Annotated in this window: 21 protein-coding genes; 10 read left to right on the top strand and 11 right to left on the bottom strand. The window is 70.3% G+C overall.

The annotated features are described in order from the left end of the window. Positions 1 to 13: 13 nt before the first annotated feature. Complete coding sequence (cysE, locus tag ROJ8625_RS12300) at positions 14 to 823, bottom strand: serine O-acetyltransferase (protein ID WP_085792180.1); 810 nt, start codon at positions 821 to 823, stop codon at positions 14 to 16. An 83-nt stretch (positions 824 to 906) separates the two neighbouring features. Between cysE and ROJ8625_RS12295 the strand changes: the two genes are divergently transcribed. Together ROJ8625_RS12295 and ROJ8625_RS12290 are read left to right on the top strand one after the other, a co-directional pair. Next, a complete protein-coding gene (locus ROJ8625_RS12295) occupies positions 907 to 1,245 on the top strand; it encodes a TraR/DksA family transcriptional regulator (protein WP_085792179.1) in 339 nt (112 codons plus the stop codon). A 269-nt stretch (positions 1,246 to 1,514) separates the two neighbouring features. Further along, positions 1,515 to 2,924 (top strand): Do family serine endopeptidase, encoded by a 1,410-nt coding sequence (locus tag ROJ8625_RS12290; RefSeq protein WP_085792440.1) that lies wholly within the window; start codon positions 1,515 to 1,517, stop codon positions 2,922 to 2,924. Between the two features lie 80 nt (positions 2,925 to 3,004). On the opposite strand, the gene ROJ8625_RS12285 is transcribed toward ROJ8625_RS12290, so the two are convergent. Both ROJ8625_RS12285 and ROJ8625_RS12280 read right to left on the bottom strand, forming a co-directional pair. Next, positions 3,005 to 3,538, bottom strand: a complete 534-nt coding sequence (locus ROJ8625_RS12285) for a peptidoglycan-binding domain-containing protein (RefSeq protein ID WP_085792178.1) — start codon at positions 3,536 to 3,538, stop codon at positions 3,005 to 3,007. A 54-nt stretch (positions 3,539 to 3,592) separates the two neighbouring features. Continuing rightward, positions 3,593 to 3,979, bottom strand: coding sequence for an OB-fold nucleic acid binding domain-containing protein (locus tag ROJ8625_RS12280; RefSeq protein WP_234984254.1), 387 nt, complete (start codon positions 3,977 to 3,979; stop codon positions 3,593 to 3,595). Positions 3,980 to 4,115: 136 nt separating this feature from the next. Here ROJ8625_RS12280 and ROJ8625_RS12275 point away from each other — a divergent pair, with 136 nt between their 5' ends. After that, the gene (locus ROJ8625_RS12275) at positions 4,116 to 4,439 is read left to right on the top strand and encodes a 2Fe-2S iron-sulfur cluster-binding protein (protein ID WP_085792176.1); all 324 of its coding nucleotides are present in this window, start codon (positions 4,116 to 4,118) and stop codon (positions 4,437 to 4,439) included. Positions 4,440 to 4,744: 305 nt separating this feature from the next. Beyond that, entirely contained in the window at positions 4,745 to 5,329 is a 585-nt protein-coding gene (locus ROJ8625_RS12270; protein ID WP_234984253.1) for an FG-GAP repeat domain-containing protein, read from the top strand. A gap of 19 nt (positions 5,330 to 5,348) precedes the next feature. On the opposite strand, the gene ROJ8625_RS12265 is transcribed toward ROJ8625_RS12270, so the two are convergent. Further along, positions 5,349 to 5,972, bottom strand: coding sequence for a ribonuclease T2 family protein (locus ROJ8625_RS12265; protein WP_085792175.1), 624 nt, complete (start codon positions 5,970 to 5,972; stop codon positions 5,349 to 5,351). A 147-nt stretch (positions 5,973 to 6,119) separates the two neighbouring features. Between ROJ8625_RS12265 and ROJ8625_RS12260 the strand changes: the two genes are divergently transcribed. Beyond that, positions 6,120 to 6,914 (top strand): DUF1013 domain-containing protein, encoded by a 795-nt coding sequence (locus tag ROJ8625_RS12260; protein ID WP_085792174.1) that lies wholly within the window; start codon positions 6,120 to 6,122, stop codon positions 6,912 to 6,914. Positions 6,915 to 6,935: 21 nt separating this feature from the next. Here the strand turns inward: ROJ8625_RS12260 and recR are convergent, their stop codons facing one another. From recR to ROJ8625_RS12245, 3 genes are all read right to left on the bottom strand, one after another. Continuing rightward, the gene (gene recR / locus ROJ8625_RS12255) at positions 6,936 to 7,535 is read right to left on the bottom strand and encodes a recombination mediator RecR (RefSeq protein ID WP_085792173.1); all 600 of its coding nucleotides are present in this window, start codon (positions 7,533 to 7,535) and stop codon (positions 6,936 to 6,938) included. A gap of 10 nt (positions 7,536 to 7,545) precedes the next feature. Further along, complete coding sequence (locus tag ROJ8625_RS12250) at positions 7,546 to 7,890, bottom strand: YbaB/EbfC family nucleoid-associated protein (RefSeq protein ID WP_085792172.1); 345 nt, start codon at positions 7,888 to 7,890, stop codon at positions 7,546 to 7,548. Positions 7,891 to 8,064: 174 nt separating this feature from the next. After that, on the bottom strand, positions 8,065 to 9,834 hold the full coding sequence (locus tag ROJ8625_RS12245) for a DNA polymerase III subunit gamma/tau (RefSeq protein ID WP_085792171.1): 1,770 nt from the start codon (positions 9,832 to 9,834) through the stop codon (positions 8,065 to 8,067). A 225-nt stretch (positions 9,835 to 10,059) separates the two neighbouring features. On the opposite strand from ROJ8625_RS12245, the gene ROJ8625_RS12240 reads away from it, so the two are divergent. Further along, positions 10,060 to 11,958 carry an acyl-CoA synthetase gene (locus ROJ8625_RS12240; protein ID WP_085792170.1) on the top strand — a complete coding sequence of 633 codons (1,899 nt, stop codon included), beginning with the start codon at positions 10,060 to 10,062 and terminating at the stop codon, positions 11,956 to 11,958. Between the two features lie 124 nt (positions 11,959 to 12,082). Here the strand turns inward: ROJ8625_RS12240 and ROJ8625_RS12235 are convergent, their stop codons facing one another. From ROJ8625_RS12235 to pcaD, 4 genes are all read right to left on the bottom strand, one after another. Beyond that, positions 12,083 to 12,394, bottom strand: coding sequence for an ArsR/SmtB family transcription factor (locus tag ROJ8625_RS12235; RefSeq protein WP_085792169.1), 312 nt, complete (start codon positions 12,392 to 12,394; stop codon positions 12,083 to 12,085). A gap of 148 nt (positions 12,395 to 12,542) precedes the next feature. Then, positions 12,543 to 13,622, bottom strand: coding sequence for an alcohol dehydrogenase catalytic domain-containing protein (locus tag ROJ8625_RS12230; protein WP_085792168.1), 1,080 nt, complete (start codon positions 13,620 to 13,622; stop codon positions 12,543 to 12,545). 77 nt (positions 13,623 to 13,699) lie between these two features. Next, entirely contained in the window at positions 13,700 to 15,028 is a 1,329-nt protein-coding gene (locus ROJ8625_RS12225) for a lyase family protein (RefSeq protein WP_085792167.1), read from the bottom strand. 39 nt (positions 15,029 to 15,067) lie between these two features. After that, entirely contained in the window at positions 15,068 to 15,856 is a 789-nt protein-coding gene (gene pcaD / locus ROJ8625_RS12220) for a 3-oxoadipate enol-lactonase (RefSeq protein WP_085792166.1), read from the bottom strand. Positions 15,857 to 16,019: 163 nt separating this feature from the next. Between pcaD and trpB the strand changes: the two genes are divergently transcribed. The 4 genes from trpB (at position 16,020) to ROJ8625_RS12200 (ending at position 18,757) form a co-directional block, all read left to right on the top strand. Continuing rightward, positions 16,020 to 17,237: a tryptophan synthase subunit beta gene (trpB, locus tag ROJ8625_RS12215; RefSeq protein WP_085792165.1), complete on the top strand. Its 1,218-nt coding sequence runs from the start codon at positions 16,020 to 16,022 to the stop codon at positions 17,235 to 17,237. A gap of 206 nt (positions 17,238 to 17,443) precedes the next feature. Continuing rightward, positions 17,444 to 17,806 carry a PepSY domain-containing protein gene (locus ROJ8625_RS21035; protein ID WP_159456763.1) on the top strand — a complete coding sequence of 121 codons (363 nt, stop codon included), beginning with the start codon at positions 17,444 to 17,446 and terminating at the stop codon, positions 17,804 to 17,806. Between the two features lie 27 nt (positions 17,807 to 17,833). Next, on the top strand, positions 17,834 to 18,187 hold the full coding sequence (locus tag ROJ8625_RS21210; protein WP_200813314.1) for a hypothetical protein: 354 nt from the start codon (positions 17,834 to 17,836) through the stop codon (positions 18,185 to 18,187). A 36-nt stretch (positions 18,188 to 18,223) separates the two neighbouring features. Further along, entirely contained in the window at positions 18,224 to 18,757 is a 534-nt protein-coding gene (locus tag ROJ8625_RS12200; protein WP_085792164.1) for a helix-turn-helix transcriptional regulator, read from the top strand. The last annotated feature ends 11 nt before the right edge of the window (positions 18,758 to 18,768 follow it).

Below are 18,768 nucleotides of genomic sequence, written 5' to 3'. Positions count from 1 at the left end.
GCCGGGTCTGGGGTCAGGTGCCGCCGGTGATGAGGTGATCCATGCTGATCGACGGCTGCGCGCAGCCGGCTTCGCCCACGATCCGGGCGGGCACGCCCGCCACGGTCTTGCAGTCCGGCACTTCCTCGAGAACGACGGACCCCGCCGCGATGCGCGAGCAGCGCCCGATGCGGATGTTGCCCAGAACCTTCGCGCCCGCGCCGATCAGGACGCCGTCGCCGATCTTCGGATGGCGGTCCTCTTCCTCCTTGCCGGTCCCGCCGAGCGTCACCGAATGGAGCATCGACACGTTGTCGCCGACGACCGCCGTCTCGCCGATCACGATGGAATGGGCGTGGTCGATCATGATGCCGCGCCCGATCCGGGCCGCCGGGTGGATGTCGACGCCGAACACCTCGGAGCAGCGCATCTGCAGGAAGAACGCCAGATCCTGCCGGCCCTGCCGATAGAGCCAGTTGGCGACGCGGTAGGATTGCACCGCCTGGAAGCCCTTGAAGAACAGAAGCGGCTGCAGGAAGCGATGGCAGGCCGGGTCGCGCTCCCAGATCGCGACGATGTCGGCGCGCGCGGCAAGCGCGAGCTCCGGATCGGTCTTGTAGGCCTCGTCGGCGATCTCGCGCAGGATCTGCTCGGACATCTCGCCGGAGGCGAGCTTGAGCGAGATGCGATAGGCGAGCGCGCGCTCGATCGTCGGATGGTGCAGCACCGACTGATGAACCAGCCCGCCGAGCAGCGGCTCGTTCGCGACGGCTTCTTCGGCCTCGCGCATGACGCGGGCCCAGACGGGATCGAGTTCGGCGACCTTCGCGCGGGTTTCTGCCATGGCAAGCCTCCTTTGACACCGGCACCCTAGCAAATAGGATGTGGGCGCGAAACTCAAAGCCCGTGACCGGAGCGATCACAGAGATGAATGCGGTGCCCGACGACGAGGCCCGCGCGCGCATCGCCGCGCGGCTCGAGGAGCTCGATGCCGAGGACGCGCTCGGCCGCGAGGGGCAGGGCGTGGTGACCCTCGACCAGCAATCGGTCGGCCGCCTCAGCCGGATGGACGCGCTGCAATCGCAGGCGATGGCCAAGGCCGGGCAGGCCCGCCGCGATGCCGAGCGCCGCCGGTTGGCGCAGGCGCTGGAACGTCTCGACGACGGCGAATACGGCTACTGCGACACCTGCGGCGAGGAGATCGCGCCGAAGCGGCTGGCGCTCGATCCGACGGCCACGCGCTGCGTCGAATGCGCCGCGGGCTGAGGGCGCGAGCGGCGTCGCGCCCGGTCACGAGAGGTTGAGACCGCGGATCGGGCTTTGAGACTTGCCGCGAGGACTCTATCTTGGTCCTCGACAGATCCCGGCGCGCGACCGACCGCCCGGCCCGCCGCGCCGAAATTCACAAGGGCACAATCCACAAGGAGTGAGACGTGACCGTCAGACCGACCGCGAGACCTGCCGCCAGTGCCGCCGCCGCCCGAGCGCGCGCCGCGCGCTTCCCGATTCAGGCGCTCTGGATCGCCACGCTCTCGATGCTGCTGATTCTCGCCCACGTGGCCAGCGCCGCAGCGCAGGGCGCTCCGCAGAGCCTTGCGCCGCTCGTCGACCGCATCAGCGGCTCGGTGGTCAACATCACCACGGCGACCACCGTCGCGCGCCAGTCGGGACCGCAGGGGATCGTGCCCGAAGGCTCCCCATTCGAGGAGTTCTTCCGCGAGTTCCGCAACCCCGAGGGCGATGATGCCCCGATGCGGCGCTCCTCCGCGCTCGGATCGGGCTTCGTGATCTCCGAGGACGGCTACGTCGTGACGAACAATCACGTGATCGAGAACGCCGACGAGATTCAGGTGGAGTTCTTCTCGGGCGGCGAGATGCCGGCCGAGGTGGTGGGCACCGATCCCAACACCGACATCGCGCTTCTGAAGGTCGAGGCCGACGAGCCGCTGCCCTTCGTCAATTTCGGTGACAGCGAAGCGATGCGCGTCGGCGACTGGGTGATGGCGATGGGCAATCCGCTCGGGCAGGGCTTCTCGGTGTCGGTCGGCATCGTGTCGGCCTCGGGCCGCGCGCTGTCGGGCAGCTACGACGACTACATCCAGACCGACGCGGCCATCAACCGCGGCAACTCCGGCGGCCCGCTGTTCAACATGGACGGCGACGTGATCGGCGTGAACACCGCCATCCTGTCGCCCACGGGCGGGTCGATCGGCATCGGCTTCGCGATGTCGTCGAACGTCGTGACCAACGTCGTCGATCAGCTGCGCGAATACGGCGAGACGCGCCGCGGCTGGCTCGGCGTGTCGATCCAGGACGTGACCGACGACGTGGCCGAGGCGATGGGCCTTGAGGCCGCGGCCGGCGCGCTCGTCACCGACGTGCCCGACGGCCCCGCCGCCGAGGCCGGGATCGAGACCGGCGACGTGATCGTCAGCTTCGACGGCGTCGAGGTCGAGGATACCCGCGGCCTCGTGCGCCAGGTGGGCAACACCGCGGTCGGCAAGACCGTGCGCGTGGTCGTCAACCGCGAGGGCGCGACCGAGACCTTCCGCGTGACGCTCGGCCGCCGTGAAGAGGCCGAGGCGGCCCAGGTCGGCCCGAGCGGCGAGACGCCGCAGGAAGAGGCGCCGTCCGAGGAAAGCGTCCTCGGCATGACGCTGTCGCCCCTGACCTCCGACCTGCGCGGGGAACTCGGGCTTGAAGACGATGTGCGCGGCCTCGCCGTGCTCGAGGTCGACGAAAGTGCCGAGGCTTACGAAAAGGGCCTGCGCCGTGGTGACGTGATCTCCGAGGCCGGCCAGACCGAAGTGCTGGCGATCGAGGACCTGCAGGAGCGTATCACCGAGGCCCGGGACGCCGGCCGGATGTCGCTGCTGCTGCTGGTGCGCCGCGACGGCAGCCCGCGCTTTGTCGCCCTCAGCCTCGAGGAAAGCGGGAACGAGTGATCGTTAGTCTCAGCTGATCCCGTCACCCGACGACGGACATGCGGCGCACTCCCTCGGGGGTGCGCCGTTTTCGTTCGGGCTCATTCCTCGGCGTCCGGAGCGGGGCGCGGCACCTCGATCAGTCCCAGCGCCCGCGCCGTCTCGAGAGACAGCCGCCCGCTGTCGAGCCCGCGATCGGACTGGTAGGCGCGGATCGCGGCCTCTGTCCCGGCGTCGATCTCTCCGGTCACCGGACCGGCATAGAGGCCGCGCACCTTGAGTGCGCGCTGCACCGACGCCACCAGCTCGGGCGTGACCCGCTCGCGGCACGGCACGGCAAAGCGGATCTCGCCGCGCGGCCGGACGATGCGCGGCACCGACGCGTTGCGATAGATCGGCGGGCGGATCACGGTCCCGTCCTCGGCGATCTCGGCCTGCACGACCTGCACCTGTCCGGGCACCTGCTCGTAGATCGCCGGGATCGGCTCGACCGCGTAGCAGCGCCCGTCGGCGCCGGTCTCGGTCCGCTGCGAGGTCTCGGCGTCGGCGGGGGGCGTGGTGCCTCGGTCGGAGGCGCTGCACGCTCCGAGAACGGCCAGCGTCAGCGCGGCGAAGGGGAAAAACCGTCCGGTCATGTCCTGCTCGTTGTCGGGCCGGCGCGCCGGGACCGCGCGCCGTTTTGGCGGATCCTACCGCTCCGGCCCGCCGGACGAAAGCGCCGGGCGCTCGTCCAGCAACCGGTCGAGCAGGTGGGACATGTCCTCGATCTCCTCGGCGATCACGTGGGTCACGCCGCTCTCGCGCTGCAGCCGGCCGGTCACCCGCAGCATCCGGCCCGCGATCACCGCCCGGCGAAAGCGCTCGTAGAGCGCCCGCCAGACGATCACGTTCACCACGCCGGTCTCGTCCTCGAGCGTGAGGAAGATCACGCCCTTCGCCGTGCCCGGACGCTGGCGCAGGATGACGAGTCCCGCCACCGCGATCCGTGCGCCCTCGGGCGGCTCCACCAACCGCTCGGCGGTCAGGCAGGAGGGCGGGCGCGGCCAGGGGCCGGTCGGGGGCTGGATGGTGCGCATGCGTGAACATTTAGCGAACATCCGGGATCGCGTCCAGCCCGGGCGGTGCCGCGGCACCACGGCGCGCCCGAAACCTCTGGAAGCCCGCGACGCGCTTCTCTAGGTATCCCCGCGACGCAGGAACGGAGGCCCTCGCATGGCGAAGATCACCTATATCGAGTGGAACGGCACCGAACACACCGTCGACGTCGCCAACGGGCTGACGGTGATGGAGGGCGCGCGCGACAACGGCATCCCCGGCATCGAGGCCGATTGCGGTGGCGCGTGCGCCTGCTCGACCTGCCATGTCTACGTGCATCCCGACTGGGTGTCGAAGCTCCCCGAGCGGCAGGACATGGAAGAGGACATGCTCGACTTCGCGCACGAGCCCGACCCCGAACGCTCGCGCCTGACCTGCCAGCTGAAGGTATCGGACGCGCTCGACGGGCTCGTCGTGCAGATGCCGGAAAAACAGATCTGACCGGCCGCCGGCCGCAGCTCCGTCGCCCGTCCTCCCGGGCGCAGCTTTGTCGCCCGTCCTCCCGGGCGCAGCTTTGTCGCCCGTCCCCTCGGGCGCAGCTTTGTCGCCCGTCCTCCCGGGCGCAGCTTTGTCGCCCGTTCCCCTGGGCGCAGCTCCTTCGCCCGTCCGGGCGGCGTCGCGCGCTTCGCGCGGCGCTGCTTTCGCTCGGCGGACTCTGCGGTCTCGGCGCGCTCCCGGCGGCGGCGCAATCCGCCGACATCGCCGCCGCCCGCTACACCGACGCCACGGCGGTCTACGACCACGCGGTGCTGGGCGACGCGCTGGAATGGCGCAGCCTCGAGATGACGCTGACCGACGGACGCCGGCTGCGGGCGACGCTGCCCGCCGACATGGTGTTCGAGGATCTCGCGCCGCGGCTCTGGGATGTCGACGGCGACGGTGCCCCCGAGGTCGTAACGGTCGAGACCGCGCTCGACCGGGGCGCCCGGCTCGCGATCTGGTCGGCCGAGGGCCGCCGCGCCGCGACGCCCTTCATCGGCGAACGGCACCGCTGGCTGGCCCCGCTCGCCGCCGCCGATCTCGACGGCGACGGCCGGGTGGAGATCGCCTATGTCGACCGGCCGCACCTGGCACGCGTGCTGCGGCTCTGGCGGCTGGAGGGCGACCGCCTCGTCGCGGTCGCGTCGATGCAGGGCGTCACCAACCACCGGATCGGAGAGGCGGTGATCCACGGCGGCCTGCGCGCCTGCGGCGACCGGCCCGAACTCGTCGCCGCCGACGGCACGTGGCGGCGGCTTCTGGCGATCGGCTTCGACGGCACGCGCCTCTCGGCGCGCGATATTGGCCCGTGGAGCCCCGAAGCCGAAGCGCGGGCGCGCGCCTGCCGCTGAGCCGTCGTCGTCGCGGCCGTCAGCGCACCGGATCGAGAAGCGCGTCGGTCGCCCGGCAGTCGCGAACCACGTCCGCGCCGCAGGGCACCGGCTCCAGCGCCTTCGACAGGCAAAGCCGCGCCTCCTGGATCCGGCCGTCGCGGCAGGTGATCGTCAGCATGTCGGGCGCAAGGCCCGGATTGGCCTCGAGGAACGCCTCCTCGATTACCGCGGCGGGAACGCGCACGGGCGCGTCCAGCCGGCGCAGCACCTCGGGCCGGGTGACGGCGTCGAACGCCCGGCGCGACGTCGCGAAATAGGCCTCGGACGACAGCCCCGAACAGGTGCCATGCTTCTTCCACTGGTGCCAGGCAAGCCCGGCGGTGCCCATCACGTCGGCCATCGCGCGCGTGTCGGCGCGCGACGGCGGCGCCGCGCCGGTCGGGCAGTAGGACGGCCAGCCACGATGGTATTGCGGCCAGAGCCCGTGCAGGATCCAGCCCAGCGGCCGGTCGCATTGCTGCGATCCCTCGGCCCGGCCCTCCAGCGCGCAGTAGGTCGGCGACCAGCTCATCGCCAGCACCCAGTAGTCGAACTCTCCTGCCCGTTCGCCCTCGGCGCGCGCCGCGCCGGCCATCAGGAGCAGGGCCATCACAAGCCGCATTTGCTCTTTCCTCTCGCCGTCGCAGCCACTATATGCCAGTCGAGTTCCCCGACAACGGTAACCCCGACCCGGGCCGATCCGGGAGCTTCCGAAGGCGCTGGCCGCGCTTCGGGAGCCCGAGAAAGATGACCACTAGGAGACGATGACATGGCCAAGCTCTTGCACCCGAAGGCGACTGCCGTCTGGCTCGTGGACAACACCACCCTGACCTTCAAGCAGATCGCCGATTTCACCGACATGCACGAGCTCGAGGTCCAGGGCATCGCCGACGGCGACGTGGCCGCGGGCGTCAAGGGCTTCGACCCCGTCGCCAACAACCAGCTGGAACAGTCCGAGATCGACGCGGCCGAGAAGGATCCGCTGCGCGGGATGAAGCTCAAGTTCAACCCCGCCGCCCGCGACGAGGAAAAGCGCCGCGGCCCGCGTTACACGCCGTTGTCCAAGCGGCAGGACCGCCCGGCGGCGATCCTGTGGCTGGTGAAGTTCCACCCCGAGCTGAGCGACGGCCAGATCGGCAAGCTCGTGGGCACCACGAAGCCGACGATCCAGTCGATCCGCGACCGGACGCACTGGAACATCTCCAACATCCAGCCGATCGATCCGGTCGCGCTCGGCCTCTGCCGCCAGTCGGAACTCGACGAGGCGATCCAGAAGGCGTCGAAGAAGACCGGCGAGGTGATGGACGACGACGCGCGTCGCAAGCTCGTCTCGACCGAGCAGTCGCTCGAGATGGATCCCGAACCGCGTCTGCCCTCGGCGATCGAGGGGCTCGAGACGTTCAGCCTGACCGACGGCAACGAGGAAGAGGCCGCACCCGAGACGGCAGAGCGTGACGACGGCGACTACGCCGACGCCGAGAGCTTCTTCAACCTGCCCGAAGACGGCTCCGACGACGACGACGACGAGGACGAAGACGACGACAGCGACGACCCGCGCGGCTGATCCGCGCCCGGCACCGCCGCGTCAGAGCGCGCGGCGGGCCCGCAGCGCGGCGGTGATCGTCCCGTCGTCGAGGTAGTCGAGCTCGCCGCCGATCGGCACGCCCTGCGCCAGCGACGACAGCGTCACGCGGCCCTCCAGCGCGTCAGCGATGTAATGCGCGGTGGTCTGGCCATCCACGGTCGCGTTCAGCGCGAGGATGACCTCGGTCACCCCTTCTGCCGATACCCGGTCGACCAGCCGCGGAATGCCGAGATCCTCCGGCCCGACGGAGTCGAGCGCCGACAGCGTCCCGCCGAGCACGTGGTAGCGCCCGCCGAACTGGCCCGAACGCTCCATCGCCCAGAGATCGGCGACATCCTCCACCACGCACAGAAGGCCCGTCGCGCGCGCCTCGTCGCGGCAGATCGCACAGACGTCGGCGGTGCCGACATTGCCGCAGTTCAGGCATTCGCGCGCGGTGTCGGCGACCTTGCGGGTCAGCTCCGCCAGCGGCGACAGGATCTGCCCGCGCTTGGCGATCATGTGCAGCACCGCGCGGCGCGCGGACCGGGGCCCGAGGCCCGGCAGGCGGGCCATCAGCTCGATCAGCGCGTCGATGTCGTCGCGGTCGGATCCGGCCATGGCGCCCGCCTCAGAACGGCAGGTTCATGTCCTTGGGCAGCCCGAGGCTCTCGGACAGCGCCCGCATCTCTTCTTGCGCGCGCTCGTTCGCCTTGGTCTGCGCGTCCTTGATCGCGGCGAGGATCAGGTCCTCGACGACTTCCTTATCGTCGCCGTTGAAGATCGACGGATCGATGTCGAGCGACTTGAGCTCGCCCTTGGCGGACGCGGTCGCCTTCACGAGACCCGCCCCGCTTTCGCCGGTGACCGTCATCGCGTGCAGCTCTTCCTGCAGCTCCGCCATGCGGGTCTGCATCTCCTGCGCCTTCTTCATCATCCCGGCCATGTCGCCGAGACCGCCCAATCCTTTGAACATGCCCGTCTCCCGTCGCGTGAGGTGTCGAGACACAGATACGCGGCGCATCGCGGGCTCACAAGGGCAGGGCGCGTCGCTGTCGCAGCGCCCGGTCCGGTCGGCCCTCTGTCCGCTCCGCCGCCTTGCGCCACTCCGGCCCGTTCGGCCGTCTTGTGCTGCCCCGCTCCGGCCCGGTCAGTCTTCCTCGAAGGGGTCCCACTCGTCCTCGACCTCGGGCAGGGCCTCGACCTCGGCTTCCTGCGCCACGGCCTCCTCGGTGCGGATCTCGGCGATCGTCGCCTTCGGAAAGGCGTCGAGCACCGCGCGCACCATCGGGTGCGCCGCCGCCTCGGCCTCCAGCGCCAGACGGTCTGCGTTGCGCGTCTCGAAGATCGTGGGCGTCTCGGCCCCGTTGACCAGGATCACCGCCCAGCGGTTGCCGGTCCAGCGGCCGAGCGCGGCGCCCAGCCGCTGCGCCAGGTCGCCGGGCGCGTCGTCGGTGGGGGTGAACTCGATCCGGCCCGGCTGGTAGGCCGCCAGACGCACATGGCTCTCGACCTCGATCAGGAGCTTGGCGTCGCGGTTGGCGCGGATCAGCTCGACCACGTGCTCGAAGGTCGGGAACCGCGCGAGCGCCTGATCCTCGGCGACGGCCGCCAGTGCCCCGCCGGTCGACCGCGCCGACGGACCCGCCGGGGCGCGATGTGTCGGCATGGGCTGACCCTGCGCGGGCTGGCCCTGCGCCGCGCCGCCGGCCTCGGCGACGCCACCGCCACCGCCGCCGGGGCCCGGCGCGGGCGGCGCCGGCTCCGCCTGCAGCCGGCGCACCAGCTCTTCGGGGCTCGGCAACTCGGCCACGTGGGTCATGCGGATGATCGCCATCTCCGCGGCCATCATCGCGTTCGGCGCCTGCGCGACCTCTTCGAGCGCCTTCAGCAGCATCTGCCACATCCGGGTGAGCGGCCGCATCCCCAGCCCCTCGGCCAGCGCGATGCCGCGCGTGCGCTCCTCCGGGCCGATGGTCGGGTCCTCGGCGGCCTCCGGCGTGATCTTCACCACCGACACCCAGTGCGTGACCTCGGCCAGGTCGCGCATCACCGCCATCGGGTCCGCGCCGTCGGAATACTGCGCGGAGAGCTCGGTCAGCGCGCCCGCCGCATCGCCCCGCATCACCAGCTCGAACAGGTCCATGACGCGTCCGCGATCGGCGAGGCCGAGCATCGCGCGCACCTCCTCGGCCGTGGTCTCGCCGCCGGCATGGCTGATCGCCTGGTCGAGCAGCGACGTCGCGTCCCGGGCCGACCCCTCGGCCGCGCGGGTGATGAGCGCCAGCGCCTCGTCGCCGATCGCCGCGCCTTCGGTATCTGCGATGCGGCGCAGCAGCGCGACCATCGTCTCGGGCTCGATCCGCCGCAGGTCGAACCGCTGGCAGCGCGACAGCACCGTCACCGGCACCTTCCGGATCTCCGTCGTCGCAAAGATGAACTTCACGTGCTCGGGCGGCTCCTCCAGCGTCTTGAGGAGAGCGTTGAAGGCCGAGGTGCTGAGCATGTGCACCTCGTCGATGATGTAGATCTTGTAGCGCGCCGAGGCCGCCCGGTAGTGCACGCTGTCGATGATCTCGCGCACGTCGTTGACCGACGTGTTCGACGCCGCGTCCATCTCGAGCACGTCGACGTGACGCCCCTCCATGATCGCGCGGCAATGCTCGCATTCGCCGCACGGCTCGGTCGTCGGTCCGCCGGTGCCGTCGGGACCGATGCAGTTCATGCCCTTGGCGATGATCCGCGCGGTCGTCGTCTTCCCGGTGCCCCGGATCCCCGTCATGATGAAGGCCTGCGCGATCCGGTCGGCGGCAAAGGCGTTCTTCAGCGTGCGCACCATCGCGTCCTGCCCGACGAGATCGGCGAACGTCTCGGGGCGATACTTGCGGGCGAGCACCTGGTAGGCGGGGCTGTCGGACATGCGCGACTCCTTGGGGGGCGACCGCAGCCTAGGGCGCGGACGCGGCGGCGTCCACCGCGTGCGGGCCCCGCACCGGACGGCGCGGCCCGACGCGCCGCCTGCCGCCCGTCCGCCCGGTCCGGAACGTCGCGTCAGCGCAATCTGCCGTCACGTCGCGCACACTTGCAGAAGGCCGGCCCGCCGCGCGAGACTGCGCGCCGGGAGATTTCTGGGAGGACCCTGCCGATGACATTTGCCTCGTTCGCCGACCGCGACGCCATCGAGAACGAGATGCCGTGGGCCGATCGCGACCTGCCGGTCACGCTCTACGGTCTGCTGTCGCGCACGGCCGGCAAGTTTCCCGAGCGTCCGGCGGTGTCCTACCAGATCCTGTCGGGACCGAAGGACAAGGCCGAGACCCTGAGCTGGAAGGCGCTGCACCAAAAGACGACGCAGGCCGCCAACCTCTTCCGCTCGCTCGGAGTCGGCGAAGACGACGTCGTCGCCTACGTCCTGCCCAACTGCAACGAGACGACGATCACGCTTCTGGGCGGCGCCGTCGCCGGCATCGTCAACCCGATCAACCCGCTGCTCGAACCCGAGCAGATCGCCGCCATCCTGCGCGAGACCGGCGCCAAGGTCGTGGTCACGCTGAAGCCGTTTCCCAAGACCGACGTGGCGCAGAAGGTCCACGAGGCGGTGCGCCACGCGCCGTCGGTGTCTACCGTGCTCGAGGTCGATCTCAACCGCTACCTGACGCCGCCGAAATCGTGGATCGTCCCGCTGATCCGGCCCAAGCTCGCCGGCAAGGACCACGTCGACGTCAAGGACTTCGGCCGCGAGGTCGCCAGGCAGCCGAAGACCCTGGAGTTCGAGGATCGCGAGGTCGATCGCGTCGCCGCCTATTTCCACACCGGCGGCACCACCGGCATGCCGAAGGTCGCCCAGCACCTGTATTCCGGCATGATCTACAACGGCTGGCTCGGGCACCGTCTCCTCTTCACCGAAGAGGACAACATCATCTGCCCGCTGCCGCTGTTCCACGTCTTCGCCTGCCACGTGATCCTGATGGCGTCGCTGGCCTCGGGCGCGCATGTCGTCTTCCCCACGCCGCAGGGCTATCGCGGCGACGGCGTGTTCGACAATTTCTGGAAGCTGGTCGAGCGCTGGAAGATCACCTTCGTGATCACCGTTCCGACCGCCGTGTCGGCGCTGATGCAGCGCAAGGTCGATGCCGACGTCTCCACCGTCAAGACCGCGTTCTCGGGCTCCGCGCCGATGCCGCTGGAACTCTTCAAGCGGTTCGAAAAGGCCTGCGGCGTGACCATCTGCGAAGGCTACGGCCTGACCGAGGCGACCTGCCTCGTGTCCTGCAACCCGCCCGACGGCGAAAAGAAGGTCGGCTCGATCGGCATCCCGTTCCCCTACACGCAGGTGAAGATCGTCAAGCGCAGCGGCAACGGCCCCGAGGAATGCGCCACCGACGAGATCGGCGAGATCTGCATCGCGAGCCCCGGCGTCTACGCCGGCTCGACCTACACCGAGGAAGACAAGAACCGCGACCTGTTCCACGAGGGCGTCTACCTGCGCACCGGCGATCTCGGCCGGATCGACGCGGACGGCTACCTCTGGATCACCGGGCGCGCGAAGGATCTCATCATCCGCGGCGGCCACAACATCGACCCCGCCGAGATCGAGGAGGCGCTGCTCGGCCATCCCGCGGTGGCGTTCGCGGGCGCGATCGGTCAGCCCGACGCGCATTCCGGCGAACTGCCCTGCGCCTTCGTCGAACTGGTGGACGGCGCCACGGTGACCGAGGACGAGCTGATGGCGCATTGCAAGACGCACGTGCACGAGCGCGCGGCCCAGCCCAAGCACCTCACGATCCTCGACGAGTTGCCCAAGACGGCGGTCGGCAAGGTCTTCAAGCCCGACCTGCGCAAGCATGCGATCACCCGCGTGTACAACGACGCGCTGGAAAAGGCCGGCAGCGCCGCGCGCGTCGTGTCGGTGATCGACGACAAGACCCGCGGCCTCGTCGCTCAGATCGTGCCCAACGGCGCGTCGGATTCGGAAATCGGCGACGTGCTCGGCGCGTTCACGCGTCCGTGGGACCACGCCGAGGCGACGTCGGCAGCCGCCTGAACGCACGGGCGCGGCGGCGCCTTGCGCGCCGCTTCGTCGTTTCCCGTATGAGGATAACCGCCGGGCCGAAGCCTCGGCATGGCATCGCGGGACGGCGCGTCGCAGCGCGCCGTCCGCCCGCCGCTCAGAGCGGCGCGAACTTCTGCCTGAGCAGATCCAGAACCCGCCCGGTCTCGGGGTCGTCGAGACGATAGTAGATCGTCTTGCCTTCGCGCCGGGTCTGAACCAGCGCGTCACCCCGAAGCCGTGCCAGCATCTGGCTTACCGCGGCCTGCCTGCTGTCGAGCAGACGCTCGAGTTCGGTAACCGATTTCTCGCCATCCTGGAGATGGTGCAGAATCAGCAGGCGGCCGCGATGGCTCAGCGTCTTGAGATAGTCCGTGGCGTCGTCCACACGTTCGAACGCGTCACGGTCTACGCTGGAGGCGTCGTCCATCGTCAAGGTACCAGCCCTCCGCAGCCAGGTCGGTGGTGGTCAAAAGGTGTATCGGCAATACTAGTTTGTCCGGCGCCGAGTTCCAAGAAGTGAACTTGCCCTCGCGGAAACGCGCCGTTTCACCGCTGCAAAGGCCGTCCCTGGACCCTCAGAAAACGATCACGTTTCGGCGAGCGCCGCCCGCTTCGGTGTCGGCCATCGCATCGTTGATCTGGTCGAAGGTCCAGTGCCGCGACACCAGCGCGTCGAGCTCCAGCCGCCCCTGGGCGTAGAGGTCGGCCATCCACGGAATGTCCCGCGCGATCACCGCATCCCCCATCTTCGACCCGATCAGGCGCTGGCCCGTGAATGCCGCCTTCAGCGGCTCGTAGGCGGCGGTTTCCCCGGCGGCGGGCATGCCGACCATGACGATCCGGCCGCCCCAGCCGACATAGCGCGGCGCGGCATCGTAGGCCGCCGTCGCGCCCACCGTCACGATGCAGAGGTCCGCCGCGCGCCCGAGCGCCTTGGCCACGCGCCGCCACGGCGACGGATCGGTCGCCAGTACGCCGTCGGTCGCGCCGAAGGCCGCGGCATCGGACAGCTTGCTCTGCGACACGTCGACGGCGACGATCCGCCGGGCGCCGGCGATCCGGGCGCCCTGGATCGCGTTCAGGCCCACGCCGCCGGCCCCGATCACCACCACGTCCTCGCCCGGGCGCAGGGCGCCCGCGTTGACGACCGCGCCGACGCCCGTGACCACCCCGCAGCCCAGAAGCGCGGCGCGGTCGGCCGGGATCTCCTCGGTCACCGCGACGCATTGCGTGGCGTGCACGACCACCCGTTCGGCAAAGGCCGCGGTTTCCATCTCGTTCCAGACCGGCGTGCCGTCCGGGCGTGCCAGCGGCGTGTCGGCGCGGTCGAAGTCGCGACAGATCGTCGAGTGCCCCGACAGGCAGGCGGGGCAGGCACCGCAGAATCGCACCAGCGTCACCACCACGCGGCTGCCGATGGCGGGGCCGGTGACCCCGGGCCCGTGCGCCGTCACCCGGCCCGCCGCCTCGTGGCCGAGGACGCAGGGCAGGCGGCTCGGAAAGCTGCCTTCGGCGTAGTGGATGTCCGAATGGCAGATCGCCACCGCCTCGATCGCGACCTCGATCTCGCCGGGCCCCGGCGCCCGCAGGTCCAGCTCCTCGATCTCGAGCGGCGCCCCGAAGGCGGTGCAGACGGCGGCGCGGATGCGCGGCATGGCGGACCTCTTTCTCGCTGTGCTCTGGCGGACTGTCATCGGCGGGCCGGCGGAAAACAACCCGCCGGTCCCGGGGCTCAGCGCGCCGTTGCCTGACGCGCCGCCGCTGCGAAGGCATGCGCCTCCGCCGGGGCCTGCCCGAGCTCCACGTGCGGATCGAACAGCCCGGAGTCGATCTCGGGCCACTTGGCCAGCGCCGCGTCGCGCAGATGCCCGCCGGTGGCCACGACCTCGCGCACCAGCGCCTTCACCTCCGCCTGCGCCTCGGGCCGCGACATGCGCGCGGTCAGCGCGAAGCTCAGCGCCTCGGCGGCCAGGAGACCCTGGCTCTCGGACAGGACGCGCTCCATCGCCGCGGCGTCGATCTCGAGCCCGCCCACGGCCTCCTCGGCCCGGGCGAGGGCGGCTGCCAGCGCCTGCGCCAGCGGCGGCAGCGTCAGCCACTCGGTGAACCACGCCGCGCCGTCGCGCTGCTGCCGGTGGGCACCGGCGCCCTGCAGCGTCGCGTTCAGCCCGTGCGCCTGCGCCGCCAGCGCGACGAGGGCCGACGGCGCCACCGGGTTCTGCTTCTGCGGCATGGTCGAGGATCCGCCCGCCTGTGCCAGCCGCACCTCGCGCACGTCCGACTGCGCCGCAAGGATCAGGTCCTCGCCGATCTTGGCCAGCGCCGAAGCCGCCCGCGCGATCCACGCGGCAACCGCCGTCACCGGCGTCCGGTCGGTGTGCCAGCTGTGCCCCGGATCGGCGAGACCGAGCGCCTCGGCCAGCGCGGCGCGCAGCACCGGCGCCTCGGGGCCGAGCGCCTCGGCGGTGCCCGCCGCGCCCGACAGCGACACGGGCAGCGCATCGATCAGCGCCGGGATCTCGGCGCGCAGGGTCAGAAGCGGCCAGCCCCACGACGCCGCCACCGCGCCGAACGCCGTCGGCGTCGCATGCTGACCGTAGGTGCGCGCCGCCATCGGCGTGCGCGCGTGCGTCTCGGCCAGCCCGGCCAGCGCGTCCAGCAGCCGGTCGAGCGCGTCGCCGTAATGCCCCAGAACCTGCCGCAGCCGCAGCATCAGCCCGGTATCCACGATATCCTGCGAGGTCGCCCCCCAGTGCAGGTATTGCGCATGCTCCGGCGCCTGCATCGCGTCGCGGAACGCCGCCACGAGCGAGGGCACCGGAACGCCGTTCTCGCCGGTCGCGCGCGCCAACCCTCCGGGGTCGATCTGAAGCTCGAGCGACGCACGGTGAATCGCCGCCGCGCTCAGCTCGGGGATCGTGCCGGCCGCGCCCTGAACCTTGGCGAGCGCACCCTCGACGATCATCATGGCGCGCACTTCTGCGCTGTCGGTGAAGAGCCGCCCCACGTCGCCGGCCGGAAACAGGTGGGCATAAAGAGGGCTGGCGATCGTGCCGGTCATCGGGCGCCTCCCGGGCACGCGGCGGGGCCGGGCAGGCGCTCAGACATGGCCCTGCACCTTCAGGAACTCGGTCAGGATCTCGGCGTATTCCTCGGGCGCCTCGACGCAGGGCAGGTGCCCGGCACCGCGGATCAGCCGGAACTCGGCCCCGGGCACCAGCTCCGCCGTTTCCCGCACGAGGTCGGGCGGGGTGGAGCCGTCCTCGGACCCGGCGATCCCCAGCACCGGCAGGCGCAGCGCCGCCGTCGGCGTGAAGAAGTCCGTCCCCGCGATCGCGTGGCAGCAGCCGGTGTAGCCCTCGACCGGCTGGCGCAGCAGCATGTTGCGCCACGCGTGCAGCGCGTCGGTCTCGCGGAACCTGGCCGAGAACCAGCGTTCGAGGATCGGGTCGGCCAGCGCGGCGATGCCGCCGGTCTCCACCGCCTCGATCCGCTCCTGCCACATCTCGCGCGTGCCGATCTTCGCCGCGGTGTTCGACAGCACCGCCGCGCGCACGAGGTCGAGCCGCTTGGTCGCGAGGCCTTGCGCGATCATGCCGCCGATCGACAACCCGACGAAGACCGCGTTGCGGACGCCGAGATGATCGAGCAGGCCCTCCACGTCGCTGACGAGCTGCCCCATGCCGTAGGGGCCGCGCGGGCAATCCGACAGGCCGTGCCCGCGCTTGTCGTAACGGATGAGCCGCAGCCCCGACGGCAGGTGCGGCAGAACGTCGTCCCACAGCCGCAGATCGGTGCCCAGGGAGTTGGCAAAGACCACCGGCGCGCCGTCCGGGTCGCCGTCCTCGCGATAGTGCAGGCGCAGCCCGCCCAGATCCGCCATGCGCATGTGCGTGTCTCCCCTCTGCCTCGCCGTCGTGCCCGGTGTAGGACGCCTGCGCGCCAAAGGAAATGGGGCGGCACGCGGCGGGCGAATGACCCGGCATTCTCGCTGGAAACCGCGCCGCGTCTCGACTAGACCACGGGTCTGAATGCGCGCGGGAGGCGTCACGATGAACGAGCTCGTTAATTCCTTCATGACCGGCCCGGACGAAAAGGGCCGCTTCGGCGATTTCGGCGGCCGCTTCGTGTCCGAAACGCTGATGCCGCTGATCCTCGAACTCGAGGAGCGCTACACCCACGCCAAGACCGACCAATCGTTCTGGGACGAGATGCACGATCTCTGGACCCACTACGTCGGCCGGCCCTCGCCGCTCTACTTCGCCGAGCGGCTGACGGAGCGTCTGGGCGGCGCCCGGGTCTACATGAAGCGCGACGAGCTGAACCACACCGGCGCGCACAAGATCAACAACGTGCTGGGCCAGATCATCCTCGCCCGCCGCATGGGCAAGACCCGCATCATCGCCGAAACCGGCGCCGGTCAGCACGGCGTCGCCACCGCGACGGTCTGCGCCAAGTTCGGCCTGAAATGCGTGGTCTACATGGGCGCGCACGACGTCGAGCGCCAGCAGCCCAACGTGTTCCGCATGCGGCTTCTGGGCGCCGAGGTGGTGCCGGTCACGTCGGGCCGCGGCACGCTCAAGGACGCGATGAACGACGCGCTGCGCGACTGGGTGACGAACGTGCGCGACACGTTCTACTGCATCGGCACGGTGGCCGGCCCGCATCCCTATCCGGCGATGGTCCGCGACTTCCAGTCGATCATCGGCAAGGAGGTGCGCGAGCAGATGCAGGAGGCCGAGGGCCGACTGCCCGACACGCTGGTCGCGGCAATCGGCGGCGGATCCAACGCGATGGGCCTGTTCTATCCGTTCCTCGACGACAAGGACGTGTCGATCATCGGTGTCGAGGCCGGCGGCAAGGGCGTCAGCGACAAGATGGAGCATTGCGCGTCGCTCACCGGCGGGCGCCCGGGCGTGCTGCACGGCAACCGCACGTACCTGCTGCAGGACGACGACGGCCAGATCCTCGAAGGATTCTCGATCTCGGCGGGTCTCGACTACCCGGGCATCGGGCCCGAACATGCCTGGCTGCACGAGGTCGGCCGCGCCAAGTATGTCTCGATCACCGATGCCGAGGCGCTGGAGGCGTTCCAGCTCTGCTGCGAGATGGAGGGGATCATCCCCGCGCTGGAGCCGTCGCACGCGCTGGCGCACGTGACCAAGATCGCGCCGGAGCTGCCGTCCGACCACATCATCTGCATGAACATGTGCGGACGCGGCGACAAGGACATCTTCACCGTCGCCAAGGCGCTCGGCCACGACATCTGACACCGCGACCACGGCGTTCGCGCCGTGAAACGCCGCCGGCCCGCGCATAAACCTGGGTTTATGCGCGTCGGCACCCGGTTTACGCGGCCGGTCCTAAACTCTCTCCCGATGGCTCGACGCGGCAGGGCGCGCATCCTGTCGTCCACGGTCGCGCCACCGGCGTGATCGTCGAACCCCGAAGATCATACGATCACAGGAGAGACGACATGAAACCGCTTCTGCTCGCAACGGCCACAGCCCTCGGCGCGCTGACCGCCGGCACCGCCGGCGCGGATACACTCAATTCCGGCTTCGTCGCGGCCTTCGCCGACGAGGTGCGCGACCGCGTCGCGGACGGCGCGCGTGCGTTCGACGGCGGCATCATCCTTGCACGGGACGATGACGACGACGACGATGACGACGGCGGCTGGCGCGATGGCGACGATTCCGACGACGGCTGGGATCGCGACGACGATGACGATCGCGACGATCGGTATGATGACGACGATGACGATCGGTATGATGACGACGATGACGATCGGGATGATGACGACGACCATGACGACGACGACTGGGACGACGACGACTGACATCCTGGTGTTCCTCCGGATGCGCCGATGAAACGCCGCGTCTTCCTGGCCGGGGCGGCCGCTCTCGTGGTGGCCCCGGCGTGCGCCGCCGAGGCGCAGGGCCTGGCCGAAAGCGTGGCCGAGCAACTGCGCGCGCAAGGGTTCGGCAACATCCGCGTGTCGCGCACGTGGCTGGGCCGGATCCGCATCGTCGCCGACGGGCCCGCCGGCCAGCGCGAGATCGTCATCGACCCGTCCACCGGCTCCGTCCTGCGCGACTACACCGATCGCCGCCGCGGCGACGACGACGATGACGACCGCGATGACGACGATGACGACGACCGCGATGACGACGACGACGATGACGATGACGGCGGAGGCGGCGATGGCGAAGAGGACTGACCGGCCCGCATCCGGGCGTCGCCTCGGGCCGGCGGCGTGAAACGTCAGGTCGCCTTCGTCGCGCTCCTGCTGCTGCAGGCGACGTGCTCGCTGTTCTTCCTCTGGGACTTCCTGCCAAGCCTGCTCGGCATCCGCCGCGACCCGATCCCGTGGACTCTGTGGGAACTGGCCGAGGTGGGCGCGGCGCTCGGGCTGACGCTCGGCGTCGCGATGACGGCGGCGATGCTGCGGCAGAGCGTCCTCGCCGCCAAGCGCGCGGAGGACAGCGTGCGCATCGCCTCGGGCGACTTCATGAAGGTGGTGCACGACCGCTTCGATGCGTGGCGGCTCACCCCGGCCGAGCGCGATGTCGCGCTCTTCTCGATCAAGGGCCTGTCGGTGGCCGAGATCGCGTCGCTGCGGCAGACCTCAGAGGGGACGGTAAAGGCCCAGACCAACGCCATCTACCGCAAGGCCGGCGTCAGCGGCCGCTCTCAGCTCCTGTCGACGTTCATAGAGGATCTGATCGAGCCGCAGATGCCGATCGAGCCCGCTCCGGAGCCGCCCCGCCTTGCCGACGCGGGGCGCTGACGCTCAGCGCT

Origin of the sequence: Roseivivax jejudonensis (assembly GCF_900172265.1) — a bacterium.
GTDB lineage: Bacteria > Pseudomonadota > Alphaproteobacteria > Rhodobacterales > Rhodobacteraceae > Roseivivax > Roseivivax jejudonensis.
This window is presented reverse-complemented; position numbering and strand designations above follow the sequence as displayed.